The sequence below is a fragment of the Vibrio sp. T3Y01 genome (genome assembly GCF_013114525.1).
Taxonomy (GTDB): Bacteria; Pseudomonadota; Gammaproteobacteria; order Enterobacterales; family Vibrionaceae; genus Vibrio; species Vibrio chagasii_B.
Window position 1 is genome coordinate 94,208 of sequence record NZ_VTXJ01000014.1, and the last position, 15,064, is coordinate 109,271.

10 protein-coding genes and 1 pseudogene are annotated in these 15,064 nt (G+C 44.2%); 7 read left to right on the top strand and 4 right to left on the bottom strand.

Going from position 1 to position 15,064, the window contains the following annotated elements; genetic code table 11:
• Nucleotides 1-231: 231 nt before the first annotated feature.
• The 5 genes from F0232_RS15925 (at nucleotide 232) to F0232_RS15945 (ending at nucleotide 5,776) form a co-directional block, all read left to right on the top strand.
• Nucleotides 232-1,152: an HDOD domain-containing protein gene (locus tag F0232_RS15925; protein WP_105059330.1), complete on the top strand. Its 921-nt coding sequence runs from the start codon at nucleotides 232-234 to the stop codon at nucleotides 1,150-1,152.
• A 39-nt stretch (nucleotides 1,153-1,191) separates the two neighbouring features.
• The gene (locus F0232_RS15930) at nucleotides 1,192-2,097 is read left to right on the top strand and encodes a lysine exporter LysO family protein (protein WP_061031651.1); all 906 of its coding nucleotides are present in this window, start codon (nucleotides 1,192-1,194) and stop codon (nucleotides 2,095-2,097) included.
• Between the two features lie 174 nt (nucleotides 2,098-2,271).
• Nucleotides 2,272-2,799 carry a hypothetical protein gene (locus tag F0232_RS15935; RefSeq protein WP_008224391.1) on the top strand — a complete coding sequence of 176 codons (528 nt, stop codon included), beginning with the start codon at nucleotides 2,272-2,274 and terminating at the stop codon, nucleotides 2,797-2,799.
• Between the two features lie 118 nt (nucleotides 2,800-2,917).
• Nucleotides 2,918-4,561 (top strand): pyridoxal-dependent aspartate 1-decarboxylase PanP, encoded by a 1,644-nt coding sequence (gene panP / locus F0232_RS15940; RefSeq protein WP_008224390.1) that lies wholly within the window; start codon nucleotides 2,918-2,920, stop codon nucleotides 4,559-4,561.
• 360 nt (nucleotides 4,562-4,921) lie between these two features.
• Nucleotides 4,922-5,776, top strand: coding sequence for a MurR/RpiR family transcriptional regulator (locus F0232_RS15945; RefSeq protein ID WP_004734686.1), 855 nt, complete (start codon nucleotides 4,922-4,924; stop codon nucleotides 5,774-5,776).
• A 237-nt stretch (nucleotides 5,777-6,013) separates the two neighbouring features.
• On the opposite strand, the pseudogene F0232_RS15950 reads toward F0232_RS15945, so the two are convergent.
• Nucleotides 6,014-7,159 (bottom strand): annotated as a pseudogene (locus tag F0232_RS15950) (iron-containing alcohol dehydrogenase); the annotation flags it as partial.
• A gap of 520 nt (nucleotides 7,160-7,679) precedes the next feature.
• On the opposite strand from F0232_RS15950, the gene F0232_RS15955 reads away from it, so the two are divergent.
• Both F0232_RS15955 and F0232_RS15960 read left to right on the top strand, forming a co-directional pair.
• Nucleotides 7,680-7,943: a GrxA family glutaredoxin gene (locus F0232_RS15955; RefSeq protein ID WP_004741562.1), complete on the top strand. Its 264-nt coding sequence runs from the start codon at nucleotides 7,680-7,682 to the stop codon at nucleotides 7,941-7,943.
• A gap of 242 nt (nucleotides 7,944-8,185) precedes the next feature.
• Nucleotides 8,186-9,868 (top strand): aspartate:alanine antiporter, encoded by a 1,683-nt coding sequence (locus tag F0232_RS15960; RefSeq protein WP_008222852.1) that lies wholly within the window; start codon nucleotides 8,186-8,188, stop codon nucleotides 9,866-9,868.
• Nucleotides 9,869-10,251: 383 nt separating this feature from the next.
• On the opposite strand, the gene fabV is transcribed toward F0232_RS15960, so the two are convergent.
• The 3 genes from fabV to F0232_RS15975 all read right to left on the bottom strand — a co-directional run bounded on the left by fabV (nucleotide 10,252) and on the right by F0232_RS15975 (nucleotide 14,633).
• Nucleotides 10,252-11,454, bottom strand: coding sequence for an enoyl-ACP reductase FabV (gene fabV / locus F0232_RS15965; protein ID WP_061031654.1), 1,203 nt, complete (start codon nucleotides 11,452-11,454; stop codon nucleotides 10,252-10,254).
• Between the two features lie 210 nt (nucleotides 11,455-11,664).
• Complete coding sequence (locus tag F0232_RS15970) at nucleotides 11,665-13,947, bottom strand: acyl-CoA dehydrogenase (RefSeq protein WP_061031655.1); 2,283 nt, start codon at nucleotides 13,945-13,947, stop codon at nucleotides 11,665-11,667.
• Between the two features lie 56 nt (nucleotides 13,948-14,003).
• The gene (locus F0232_RS15975; protein WP_061031656.1) at nucleotides 14,004-14,633 is read right to left on the bottom strand and encodes a TetR/AcrR family transcriptional regulator; all 630 of its coding nucleotides are present in this window, start codon (nucleotides 14,631-14,633) and stop codon (nucleotides 14,004-14,006) included.
• Nucleotides 14,634-15,064 lie beyond the last annotated feature (431 nt).

The window sequence follows — 15,064 nt, forward strand, 5'->3', positions numbered from 1 at the left end:
AAATAAATGATACTTCGAAAAGAAAAATAAGTCTGGACTTAGTTCACATCAATCAATTGTGTATTACGCTTTTTCATGATTAACATCACACAAAGCTATCATTCCGTGATTGAATTTTGACGCTTGATGATACACCGGTTCAATATTTAAAAGCTCGTGTGGACCGATCAGTATTGCCTCGCAGCATTGTGGCTTGTAAAATGGTAGGACATACATGTTTTTACTTTTTATATGAATCATTTATCGTTTTTCTGGCTACCACAAAACAAGGCACTTCTTCTTAAGGGCCTAGAATCAGAATTTGCCCAACTTGTTGGACATTCCATCTCAGCGGGAAAAATAACCCTTCCTCCTATCCCTAACGTTGTACTTAAAATCCAAAAACTTTGTACCCTTGAATCGACTGGGATAGCCGAGGTTGCCGAGTGCTTACTTGAAGACCCAGGCCTTACCGCCATAGTCATTCGAGTGGCTAACTCTGTCGTCTTTAACAGGCGCAACATTACCTGTGTCGACATTATGACGGCCGTTTCACGCCTGGGCATATTGCGAGTTCGTGACATCGTGACAGCACAAGCGATCGAGCAGCTCAAGCACTCTGTTGATTTAAGTAAAGAGTGTAACCAGCTATTGATTCAAAGCGCTTCTGTATCAAAAGAGTTAGGCGCAACCATGGTACTGGTGACCAATGGCTTTAAAGAGATCGCGCCTGCTGAATATCGCTACCTTGAACATGAGAAGTCTTTGCTAGTTGGTTTGTTAGCCGATATTGGGCTGTTCTGCTTAGTAAGCGAATACCACCTATACCTTGAGAACGGTAACTACCTCGACCACGATATTGCTCTGCAGATTTTCCAAGGTCAATGTTCAGCTACCAGCAAGCTAGTACTCAAGCGTTGGGGCTTCGACAGCGACTTCATTGACGTGTGCAGCAACACCATCAATAAACAAGAAGAACGTGAAGTTTCTTACTTAGATATCGCACGCATTGCTAACCACCTACTGATGTTCAGAAACAAGGATGAAAACATCGATGATCACGAAGTTGAGCTCAACGTGACAGGTGCAGAAGTGCTTTATAATCTAAGCAACTTGAGTAAACATGATTTTAATGCAAAGCTAAACGACGTGATCAACGCTAGTGGCTTCTAAGTCATAGAAAAAGTTGAAGTAATTGCAATAGAGGAAAGCATGTTTACAGGGATGATCTTCATATTTGCTCCACTTGTTGTGGGGTATCTATTTTCAATTTCAAACACCCAAACGCTAGAATTCATCAACCGCTCTACATCGCGCTTGATCTATGTAATTCTGGCGCTGATGGGATTAAGCCTTGCCGCGCTTGATAATCTTGGTAGCAACCTACAGACAATCCTTCTTTATACGGTCACTTTCTTTGTCTGCTTGAGTGTATGTAACCTGATGGCATTGCCCGCTATAGACAAAATACTGCCGCTAAAAACAGACAGCAGCCAAAAGAAGCTCCCTCTGTCTTCTATGGCAATGGAATCTGCCAAGCTCATTTTGGTTGTCGGCTCTGGTCTTATCGCAGGACTCGTTCTGCCTATCGGCCTAGATTGGGTTGACACTGCCAGCGAATGGATCCTATTCGTTCTTCTGTTCTTCATCGGCATCCAACTGCGTAACAGTGGTTTAACCCTTAGACAAATCTTGCTCAACAAGCATGGCATGGTCATCGCTGTCACGATAATTATCACCTCTATGTTAGGCGGCGTGATAGCGGCTTACTTGTTGGATATCCCTCTGTTTAAAGCGCTAGCCATGTCTTCTGGTTTTGGTTGGTACTCTTTGGCTGGAATCCTAATGGGCGATGCATTTGGTCCGGTTTACGGCGGAGCGTCATTCATGCTTGAGCTACTGAGAGAGCTTGTTGCCTTAGTCCTGATTCCAGTGCTCATTCGTAGCTATCCATGTACGTCTATTGGTTATGCAGGAGCTACCGCCATGGACTTCACTTTGCCTGTTATTCAAACAACAGGCGGCGTCCGCTGTGTGCCGATCGCGATTGTTAGTGGATTTATATTGAGTCTACTCGTGCCCATTTTGATGTTGTTCTTTGTATCTCTTGCTAACTAGATCGCAGGAATAGCGATCGATTTAGATTAGAATGCATCTCGAATACCAACGCCCAAGATACCGATACAGTTACCCAAATAAAAAGACACTAAGTGTCATTGCTCAACAAAGAATGATCACGGTAACCTGTAACGACAAAGTAATAACAAGAATAAACTTACAAAAGGACCCGCTATGAAACGCCTTTGCGTCGCATTACTGCTAGCTTCAACTTCTACTTTCTCTTTTGCAGCAGATTCAATGTCTGAAACAAACCAGTGCCAAGCGAAAAAATACGATGCTTACATCGACGCTTCTCTAAATTGGTACGCCGATCTTGCTGAACTCACCTCTGAACAATACCCAGAGCTAACAGAAGTCAGCGAGTGGTTCCTTGAAGGCCGTAAGCACCACTTCGAGCTAAATCGTGCAGCGGTACACTACTACTTGGTAAACGACTCAAGCAAAGTAGCTACAGAGCAACCTGTTGAAGGTTGGCTGCAACTTGAGCAACATGACATTAAAACGCTATCACAGCGCGATGATGAACTAGGCAAGGTAGCAAAAACGACGTTCGACGACCGTCAATCAAAGCCTCACGCTCAAAACTACGAGCTGCGTTCTGCGTTTGCAGAGCTACTTAGCCACCCTAAACAGATCGATACAGCACTGCAGCGTTACAACACGTCTATTGCTGAACTTGAAGCGATTAAATGTAAGTAACCCCTCATTTAATAGGCTTTTATGAGAAGTTGGATTTCATAATTAAGACGGGACATTGTTCCCGTTTTCGTTTAGATTGTCCCGCTCGCGTCAATATTAGAAAAATAACTCGCTTGCTATGGTTACGGAACAAAAAACAGCAGATGTTAGCTTCGACAGTCTTCTACGTATCTTCACGGTACCTGAAGGCCCAGATTCAACACTCACTCAAATTGAAGACAAACTTTCACGAAACCTGAATCAATTCTTACGTGAACATATCGTGGCTGAAGAAAAGCCACTGCGTGAAATTGAGAAAGATTTTTCAAATGCTCATATCCCAGAGCAGCCTGAGTTTGTTTCTGAACATACTGAGCATCTCCTCGATTCTCTTGTATCGCACTCGGTTCATACGTCTTCACCAAGCTTCATTGGTCACATGACGTCTGCCCTGCCTTACTTCTTGATGCCGCTTTCTAAAATCATGATTGCGCTGAATCAGAACCTAGTAAAAATCGAGACTTCAAAAGCTTTCACTCCTTTAGAACGTCAAGTTCTAGGTATGCTTCATCGCTTAATCTATCAAGATGATGACGCGTTCTATTCTCGTTGGATGCACAGTGCAAATCACTCATTAGGGGCGTTTTGCTCTGGTGGTACTATCGCGAACATTACTGCGCTTTGGGTCGCACGTAACAATGCACTAAAAGCACAGGGCTCGTTCAAAGGTGTCGAGAAAGAAGGCTTATTCAAAGCCATGAAACACTACGACTACGAAGGTCTAGCCATCTTAGTCTCTGAACGTGGTCACTACTCCCTGAAAAAAGCCGCTGACGTACTGGGTATTGGTCAGGAAGGTCTTGTATCAGTTAAAACAGATAACGACAATCGCATCTGTACTGACGACCTACGACTGAAGATCGAGCAGCTCAAGCAGAACAAAATTAAGCCTTTCGCCGTTATCGGCGTCGCAGGTACAACGGAAACCGGTAATATCGACCCACTAAGAGATATTGCAGAGGTATGTGCCGAGTCTGACTGTCATTTCCACGTCGATGCAGCTTGGGGTGGTGCGACCTTGATGTCGAATAATCACCGTCACCTTTTAGATGGTATTGAGCTGGCTGATTCGGTCACTATCGATGCTCACAAACAGCTTTACATCCCTATGGGTGCTGGCATGGTTCTATTTAAAAAACCAGATGCGATGACAGCCATTGAACACCACGCGCAATACATTCTGCGTAAAGGATCGAAAGACTTAGGTAGCCATACCTTAGAAGGTTCTCGTTCAGGTATGGCGATGCTGGTTTATGCTGCAATGCACATCATCAGCCGTCCAGGCTATGAACTGCTGATCGATCAAAGCATCAACAAAGCACGCTACTTTGCCGACCTAATCAAAGAACAAAGTGATTTCGAACTGGTATCTGAACCAGAGCTTTGCTTACTGACCTACCGCTACGTTCCTGAAGTGGTAAAAGCAGCCCTGCTTAAAGCAGCTCCTGAACAGCGTGTAGAGTTGAACGAACTTCTGAACGAACTGACTAAGTTTATCCAGAAGAAACAGCGTGAAACAGGCAAATCGTTTGTATCTCGTACTCGCCTAAACCCTGAAGCGTGGGCTCATCAGCCAATCATCGTTTTCCGCGTAGTACTTGCTAATCCCTTAACGGGCAACGAGATTCTTTCTTCTGTACTTGAAGAGCAGCGTGAAATCTCTAAACTTGCTCCTAACTTGATGGGTAAGATCACCAAACTGGTTACGCAAATAAACGCATAGCCATTCAATTTTAGTTGCATCAAATTGAAAATTTATTTCTTTTTGATGTAACTTAGCTGTCAGTTCATACTCAAATCGCATTCTTTTTGCTCAAAGCCTCTTCCAATTCTGTACTTTTCTAAAATTTTGTTGAGGCCTGTCATATTCTTAAGCATTCATCCCGTGTTTTTGTATTAGTAAATAGTATGTTGGGTTTATACTGACTCTATGGTGCTAGTTAGCTTGATATCTATTTGATACAGCAGTAATTACAACACCCAACACTGCGTTGGTACTGTGTTTACTGAAATTTGTTTCAGCCATACCCCCTGGTAAAAAGATATTAACTAGCAAGTTGTTCTCTATACCCTTGTGAACACTATGAATACATTAGAAAAAATACAAAAAAACCTGGAAAATTTCAGCAAGTCTGAGCGTAAAGTAGCCGAAGTAATTATGGCTTCCCCTCAAACTGCAATCCATTCTAGCATTGCTACCTTAGCTAAAATGGCTGACGTAAGTGAGCCTACAGTTAACCGCTTCTGTCGTCGTTTAGACACAAAGGGCTTTCCTGACTTTAAACTTCACCTAGCTCAAAGCTTGGCGAACGGTACACCTTATGTGAACCGTAATGTTGAAGAAGATGATGGTCCAGATGCTTATACGCACAAAATCTTTGAATCAACTATGGCATGTCTAGACGTTGCTAAAAACAGTCTAGATGCGATGCAAGTGAACCGTGCGGTTGACTTGTTGACTCAAGCAAAACGCATTTCGTTCTTCGGACTAGGTGCCTCTTCTGCCGTAGCGAAAGACGCTCAAAACAAGTTTATTCGTTTTAATATCCCAATCACGTGTTTTGAAGACATCGTGATGCAACGCATGAGCTGCATTAACTGCAGCGATAACGACGTTATCGTTCTTATCTCTCACACAGGCCGCACGAAGAGCCAAGTTGAGATTGCGAACCTAGCTCGCGAAAACGGCGCGACAGTTATCGCTATCACAGCGAAAGACTCTCCACTTGATAAGGCAAGCTCACTGTCTATCTCATTGGATGTGCCAGAAGATACTGACGTTTACATGCCAATGGCAAGCCGCGTTGTGCAAATGACGGTTATCGATGTATTAGCAACTGGCTTTACATTGCGTCGTGGCTCAGGTTTCAGAGAAAATCTAAAGCGTGTCAAAGAGTCACTTCGTGATTCACGCTACGAGAAATACTCTCAGTTCTAACCCCAAAGATTAGAATTAAAAAACGGAGCCAAGTGCTCCGTTTTTCTTTATCTACGTCTTCAATAGTGTCATGGCCATTTACCAATACTATTAAATGGTCCAGCTGTTCCCCTTCTCCACCACACTATTCTCTGAGGCATAAGAGTTGATGATCGTGAAACTCGACTCCACCATTGAAGACTCTTCATCTTGGTGCTTCAACGCCTCGGAGCCTCTGCGCTCGCCACAATCGCACTTCTCGCAAACCTGCTGCAGAATATGAATCAAACGCTCTTGATTCAATGGCAATGGATTCCCTTTAATAGCAACCGACTTAAGTGCATCAGCCGATACCTCTTCGAATTGCGCTTCACAAACACCAAACTCTAATAGACTTGGTAGCTTAAGCGTATCGAGTACTTCTGATAACCACTGAATGGCATCCTCTGCCGAGGCTTGTGCTTTGCCCGTGACTATTTGAGCAATCCTTTGATAGCGCTCTAAAATATCGCTTCTTTGATGCTCCCTCGCGACCTCAATATTCTCTAGCATCACAAATGGGGCTAACCGAGCAGTAATCACGCTGTGTGGAGCCGATATCTTTCCGCCCAATGCAGACGCTAAACCATGCGCAGCACCTAGCTTGGCGTTGGTGATTGCCATACCACCAAGCATGGAAGCGAATGCCAGATCAGAGCGTGCTTGCGGTTCATCATAAACACACGCTTGCACCACGGAACCACTGAGCTTACGCAACCCTTCTTCACAGATCATATCCGTCAATGGGTTTGGGTCTCCGCATACATAAGCTTCCATCAAGTGAGTAAAGGCATCCATTGCGCCGCGCCCTGACAAGTATAGGTTAGTACCATAAGTCAAAGTTGGGTCGACAATCGCTACGTCAGCCAGCATGTCTGGGCTTCTTAAGCTTATCTTTACTTGGTCTTGCCCTGATTTAAGCACTGCGTTCTTGGTGACTTCAGCACCAGTACTCGCAGTGGTGGGAATGGCAACAAAAGGCAGTGGCTTGGTTTTGAGAGGCACATTACGTCCAACCACTTCAACATAGTCATAGAGGTTGCCTTGGTTAGGTAGTACGGCTGCTAACGCTTTCCCCATATCTATCGCACTGCCGCCGCCCATAGCAATCACCATGTCTGGCTTAAATCGTCGTGCAGATATCGCGGCCTCTTCGACCATTTTGATATTAGGCTCGCCAGTAACTGCGATGTGTTGATAGCGCATGCTTTGAGCATCTAGATAATCGGTGACAATGGATGTGCGCTCTAATGTGCTACCTGTCACCAACAGTACGCTGTAACCGTATTGGTTGAAGAGAGACAATGAAGCGGAAAGTGCTCCATCACCAAAGATGATCTTTGTAGATGTCATAAATTGAAACATGGTGCCTCCTGCGCCTATGACCAAACAAAACTGCGAACTCTTGGTTGTTGGAATGTATCTTTGTATCTCAAGCTTGATTTAAAATCGATTCGTAAGACGCTTATGCTTACAAGCGTCGAATAGGGAAAAAGAGAGCGAACAAGTAGTATTGACCCGCGTGTCACTCGAACTCTTTATTTCCGCGTATCTGTAATAAGATGCCTCGTTCTAATCGCAATTTTTTTGACGCGGTGCAACTTGTCGCGCTAAAGATAGATAAAAGTCGGTTTCTTAGGGGTAATTCACACTCTACTTCTAAGGGTACTCAATCTAGATACCTATCAAAAACCAGCATGGATCCTTATTATGACGATTATTTGTTCTGATAGGCAAAACCTATTGTATTAAGAGGTAATTCCATCTTTATTTCCCTAGGGCATTAGGGCATAGTTGGATTCAAGAATTTTTGAGTCTTGTTCAATTAAGAATAGTTGACGTATTTTCGGTTAACGAGCCTCATCCCGTATTTAGGAGAAATGAAATGTTTGTAGTTATTTTTGGTCGCCCAGCTTGCCCATTCTGTGTTCGTGCAAAAGAGCACGCAGAAACTCTTAAAGCAAAACGTGATGACTTCAACTACCGTTATGTTGACATTCACGCTGAAGGCATCAGCAAAGCAGACCTAGAGAAGACTGTTGGTAAGCCAGTTGAAACTGTGCCACAAATCTTCATCGACCAAGACCACATCGGCGGCTGCACAGAATTTGAAGCATACGCAAAAGAAAACCTAGGTCTTTTCGACTAATTTAGATTTCAAACCTTGGGCTAAGCCCATAATCAGCTGAACATTTTTAGTGTCAGACTGTAAGATTTCTATTAAGCCCGCTTATTAAAGCGGGCTTTTTTTATAGCCAGTTTTCATGCGATATAAGAATCTGGTCAAAATCAAGTAAAAAGGGAAAATATCACTTATAATTTATTTATATTTAGATACAATCCACATTTCAAACTTACCCTGTTTTTCACGCCTATTATTGAGCGACCACTGTGAATATCGACGTTGTTTTTCTGCTAGAACAAAACCCCATTCTCCTCATCTTTGTTGTTTTATCGATTGGTTTAGCCATTGGTAAAATTCGCTTTGGTAGCCTCCAGCTTGGCAACTCAATAGGTGTCCTGATTACTTCTCTTGTGATGGGTCACCTAGGTTTCTCATTTAACGCAGATGCCCTAACGATTGGCTTTATGCTATTCATCTACTGTGTGGGTATTGAAGCGGGACCGAACTTCTTTGGTATCTTTTTCCGAGATGGCAAACACTACCTTATTTTAAGTTTAGTGGTGCTCTCCACAGCTATTGCGCTTACCTACTTCTGCAGCGAGTACTTAGGCCTTAGTTTCGGACTTTCTGCCGGCATGATGGCTGGTGCACTAACGGCGACACCAATCTTGGTAGGTGCGCAGGACGCACTCAACTCAGGGCTTGCTGAAGTGCCTAGGAACATGGATTTAAGCCTGATTATCGAAAACCTATCGGTCGGCTACGCGATGGCTTACCTAGTTGGCTTAATCAGTATGATTATGTTTGCTCGTCTGATTCCAAAACTTCAGAAAGTAAATCTGCACGACTCAGCAGAGCAAATTGCGCAAGAACGAGGCTTAGGCGCTTCGGGCCAGCGCAAGGTTTACCTGCCAATTATTCGTGCTTATCGTGTGGGACCAGAACTTATCTCTTGGACTGACGGTAAAAACCTGCGTGAGTTGGGTATCTATCGCCAAACAGGCTGTTACATCGAACGTATTCGCCGTAATGGCATTCTTGCACACCCAGATGGTGATGCCATTTTGCAAGAAGGCGACGAGATCGCATTGGTTGGTTTCCCGGATAGCCACGCGCGCCTAGACCCAAGTTTCCGTAATGGCAAAGAGGTTTTCGACCGTAACCTTCTTGACCTACGTATCGTGGAAGAAGAGATCGTCGTTAAAAGTGACAGTATCGCAGGTAAACGCTTATCAGACTTAAACCTGTCTGAATATGGTTGTTTCCTAAACCGCGTAGTAAGAGCTCAGATTGAAATGCCGATGGACTTAAACATCGTGCTTTCTAAAGGTGATGTACTGCAGGTAAGTGGTGAAAAGAGTCGTGTTCACGGCCTAGCAGAGAAAATTGGTTTCATCTCGATCCACAGCCAAATGGCGGATCTAATGGCGTTCTGTAGCTTCTTTATCTTGGGCATTCTATTTGGTTTGATCACGATGACATTTGGCCAGGTTTCATTTGGTTTAGGTAACGCGGTTGGCCTACTGCTATCCGGTATCATGCTTGGCTTCTTACGAGCGAACCACCCTACCTTTGGTTATGTACCTCAGGGGGCATTGAACATGGTCAAAGACCTCGGTTTGATGTTCTTTATGGTCGGTATCGGCTTAAGCGCTGGTGGAAAAATATTCGAGCACCTGACCCAAGTTGGCCCTCAGGTCATTGGTATTGCTCTGATCGTCAGTGTAATCCCGGTATTCTTCGCTTACTTAGTGGGCGCGTACATATTGAAAATGAACCGTGCACTGTTGTTTGGTGCCATCATCGGTGCACGAACCTGTGCTCCTGCAATGGACATCGTAAATGACCACGCTCGTTCAACAATTCCAGCACTGGGTTACGCGGGCACTTACGCAATAGCAAACATCTTGATGACCTTAGCTGGTACATTCATCATCATTATCAGCTAGCGACACATCGCTAAACGATTCATTTCTAATGCACTAATTCATCTGGGTTAGTGCATTTTTTATTGCTTGTTTTTAGCACTTCAAGCCTCCTTCCCCGCTCCTACTCTTAGCTCTCTTCGCATCTCGAATCTCGCCACTCGTCTCTGCTCTTAAATCTTTTCGTATCTCGCCACTCGCATCCCGTATCTGCTCTTAACCTCTTCACATCCCGCCACTCGAATCCCACATCTGCTATTTAATCTCTTCTCATCCCGCCACTCGCATCCCGAATCCGCTCTTAATCTTTTCGTATCCCGTATCTGCTCTTAATCTCTTTAATCAAATAGCAGACAAAAAAATAGGCGCTCAATGAGCGCCTATTCGTTTAGATTCGATAATTTGAATTAGATGTCAGCTACATCAAATTCAACAGCTGGGTTAACGTCAGCTTCGTAATCAACACCTTCAACACCGAAACCGAATAGCTTCAAGAACTCTTCTTTGTACTCAACGTAGTCAGTCAGCTCTTTTAGGTTTTCAGTTGTGATTTGAGGCCATAGGTTACGACAGTGTTCTTGAATGTCGTCACGCAGTTCTAGATCATCCAGACGTAGACGGTTTACGTCATCAACTTCTGGAGCGCTACCGTCTTCTTTGTATAGACGCTGGCTGAACATACGGAAGATCTGTTCCATACAACCTTCGTGAATACCTTCTTCACGCATCTTCTTGAACACCATAGCGATGTAAAGAGGCATAACAGGGATTGCAGAGCTTGCTTGAGTCACAACAGACTTAAGAACAGCAACGTTTGCAGTACCGCCAGTTTGGCCTAGCTTCTCATTCAGCGCTGTCGCTGCACGGTCTAGATCCATCTTAGCTTTACCTAGTGCGCCATCCCAGTAGATTGGCCACGTTAGTTCAGTACCGATGTAGCTGTAAGCTACCGTCTTACAACCGTCAGCTAGTACACCAGCTTCAGAAAGAGCGTTGATCCAAAGTTCCCAATCTTCACCGCCCATTACAGTTACAGTGTCTTTGATCTCTTCTTCAGTTGCAGGCTCTACGCTTGCTTCGATGATTGTGTCTTTGTTCGTATCAACCGCAGTTGACGTGTACGTTTCACCGATAGGCTTTAGAGATGAACGAATTACTTCGCCAGTCTCTGGCATTTTACGTACTGGAGACGCCAGTGAGTATACAACCATATCGATTTGGCCTAGATCTTCTTTGATCAGGTCAATTGTTTTTTGTTTCGCTTCGTTAGAGAAAGCATCGCCATTCAGGCTTTTTGAATATAGGCCTTCTTCTTTAGCAAACTTGTCGAACGCTGCTGAGTTGTAGAAACCAGCTGTGCCAGGCTTTTTCTCAGTACCGGCTTTCTCAAAGAAAACACCGATAGTTGAAGCGCCGCCACCAAATGCAGCCGCAATACGTGAAGACAAGCCGTAGCCACTTGAAGAGCCAACAACTAGTACACGTTTAGGTGCGTTTGCGATTGGGCCTTGAGCTTTTGTGTAAGCAATTTGTTCTTTTACATTAGCTTCACAACCGACTGGATGTGTTGTAGTACAGATGAATCCGCGAATTCGAGGTTTGATGATCATATTCAACTTCCTTAAAAAATCAGGTTAAGGATAAAAGTTTCGTACGCAAATGGCATCTAATTTCTGTAAAAATGTGGTGAAAATGCAAGTGGTTGGAGCACTCAGTAAATATTTGCTGACTAAGTCACCATTTGTTAACGCGTCTATTGCGACTTCTACGACAAAAACAAAAAAAGGCACCTTTTAAGGTGCCTTTTATCATTTCTTAATCTAAGCAACGCTATTTAGCTTAGGTTTTAACTCTTTTCGCGTCAAAGTTTCACTGTAATCGTGACTGAAGTGGTCAACTTGGATTGCAGCGTAGCGTAGTTTGTCTGCTGCAATGATTTGGTCAACTTCGTCTTGAGTCAGTACGTCTGCTGCCAGTGCTTGAGCAAGTTTGTCTTGCAGTAGACCTTTACGTGCTACTTTGCCCTCTTTAACCGCTTTAAAGATCTTACGTTCAAGTGGTTTGATGCTGTACATCGCATTGAACGCATTTTCCATCAAGCCAACGCTATCGTCTTCTTCCTGACCGATGTAGCAAAGGTGAGTCAGGCGTTCACGGTGTGCACCCGGAGTCATCAAGCTTTCAGCCAACTGGACTGTCAGATCATCGCTTGGTTTCTCGAAGTGGTTGCCCACAGGGAATATTAGACCTTTAAGTACCTTACCAACCACCTTATTCGGGAAGTTACGGTACGCCTCTTGTAGTGCCTTTGCAGCATGGTGGAAACAGTGCTGAACCGCGTAGTGTACATAGTCTAAGTCTGCTTGTTGACGACCTTCGTCTTCATACTTCTTAAGCGCAGCTGAAGCCATGTATAGGTAACTCAGACCATCACCTAAACGTGCAGAGATAAGCTCTTTACGTTTCAGTTCACCACCTAGAGTTAGCATCGCGAAGTCTGCACTTACCGCTAATGCACGGCTCAGACGAGTCAGGTCTTGGTAGTAAGGCTTAGTTGGACCACTCATGTCCGCTTTAATAAACTTAGAGCCAGTCAATGCTGCACCGAACGCGCCAAATGTGTTCTTAGTTGCGTGACCAATATGCTTGAATAACAAGTCATCGAAGTCTTTCGCGCCTTGCTTCTCATCTGGATTAGCTGCCGCTTCCATCTCGCTCAATACGTATGGATGACAACGTGTCGCACCTTGACCAAAGATCATCAGGTTACGAGTCAGGATGTTTGCACCTTCTACTGTGATTGCAACTGGGATACCTAGGTAAGGCGCAGCCAAGTAGTTCATCGGACCATCTTGAATTGCACGACCAGAGTGAATATCCATTGAATCATTCAGAATGGTACGTGCCATCTCTGTCATGTGGTATTTCGCGATAGCCGTTACGATGCCCGGTTTCTCTTTCATATCAAGCGATGTCGTCGTTAGAGTTCGTGTCGCTTCTAGTAGATACGTTAAACCACCAATGCGACCTAAGCTCTCTGCAACACCCTCAAACTTACCAATCGACATGCCAAACTGCTTACGAACGTATGCGTATGCACCTGTTGTTCTTGCCGTTAGGTGGCCCATTGCCGTACCTAATGCTGGTAATGAGATACCACGACCCGCAGATAGACACTCCACCAGCATACGCCAGCCTTTACCTGCGTAATCTGCGCCACCGATTAGCCATTCCATAGGAATGAATACGTCGTGGCCGCGTGTTGGACCGTTCATAAACGCCAGGCCTAGTGGGTCATGACGCTCACCAATCACAACACCTTCATGATCTGCTGGAATAAGCGCACACGTGATGCCGATATCTTCTTTATCACCCAATAGCTTTTCTGGATCGTGCAGTTTGAATGCTAGGCCAAGTACTGTTGCGACTGGTGCTAGCGTGATGTAACGCTTGTTCCAGTTAAGCTTGATACCCAGTGTCTCTTTACCTTCGTGCATCCCCATACATACAGTACCAACATCAGGAATACCGCCTGCATCAGAACCCGCTTCTGGGCCAGTTAGTGCGAAACATGGGATATCTGTACCGTCAGCAAGACGTGGTAGCCAGTAATCTTTCTGTTCTTGAGTACCATAGTGAGATAAAAGCTCACCAGGGCCAAGAGAGTTAGGAACCATTACAGAAACCGCGGCACTGATACTACGAGTTGCGATCTTAGTAACAATCGTTGAGTTTGCGTGTGCTGAAAATTCACGACCGCCGTACTCTTTAGAAATAATCAAAGAAAAGAAGCGTTCTTTGCGTAAGAAATTCCAAACTTCTTTCGGAAGATCTCGATCTTCTTTCACAATCTGATGGTCATCAAGCATAGAAAGCAAGGTTTCTAGCTCATTGTCCATAAAAGACTGCTCTTCTGATGAAAGTTGAGGTTTCGGGTATTGGTGCAGCTTAGTGAAGTCTGGCTTACCAGAAAACAGCTCTCCGTCCCACCACACGCTACCCGCTTCCATCGCTTCTTTTTCAGTGCTAGATAGTGGTGGTAGTACTTTTTTAAAGAGTTTAAAAGCTGGGTCACTTACCCATTTTTGTCTTAGAGAGCTCATAGTTCAGATCCTTTTGTTCACTATATTGGTTGTGAATTTATTCGCTTTTTATTGTTTTATTCTTCTGCTGACATGCCAGCGGCCAAGTATGGAATTAAAATATCGACCACTGCTTTGGCATCTATTTTCTTCCCGTAATCATTCTCTGCAATTTCTACGAGAGCTTGACTGGAAGCCATGGTGAATACACAAGTTCCTAGGGTGAAGTGCAATCGCCAAAATAACTGTTCTTTGGTGAGGTTCGGGTTAGCCTTCATTACTGAGCTAGTAAACAAAGTGAGTACTTCGCTGTAACGAGTCGTAATGAACCAACGCAAATGCCCCTGTACGTCCGTGTAGCCTCTGCCGATAAGTAACATGAATCTGCTAGTACCATTTGGCCTTACATCATTCAGTGCTCTTAATGGCTGTCTCAAAGACTCAAACACGTCACTCATAGAATACGTTTCGTTCAAGTTTAAGTTCACTAGTGCATCTTGCAGCGCAGGCATGAATGCTTCTAGGTAGCGATTGAGTACCGCACGAACCAGAGTTTTCTTGTCGCCAAAGTGGTAGTTCACCGAAGCTAGGTTGACGTTCGCTTTGCCCGTAATGGTGCGTAAAGAGGTGTCATTAAAGCCATGCTCAGCAAACAAGCCTTCAGCTACGTCTAAGATTTTGTCTTTGGTTGTACTTCTTGGTGCCATTTCAATCACTCGTATTAAACAACTGTTTGAAATATACGACGAGAACATTTATTTAACAAGCAAGCAACATCACATTTTCACAAATTGGTCGTACCAGTTAAAAAATATCGCCACTAACCGATTGAATCGCGGGATGTTTAAGAAAAAAGTAAAATTTAATGAATTTTCTGGGAACTGAATTAGAAATGGGGAGTCATAAATTACGTAGAAAACAGAGTATTTAGAAGTTTAACAGGCCGTCAAACTTGTTGTTCTCCCTGCTTTCTTAATTACTGCATTTTCCTTATTAACTCCTATACTTGTATCCGCCCAAACCACGTTGGTTTGGGCTTTTTTTTGCCTGGGATTCACTCTTTACCGGCAGTGTTCTCCCACAAAAAAGCCCCCAATATTGGGGGCTATGATTAGACTAAACGCTGGCACCATGGCCC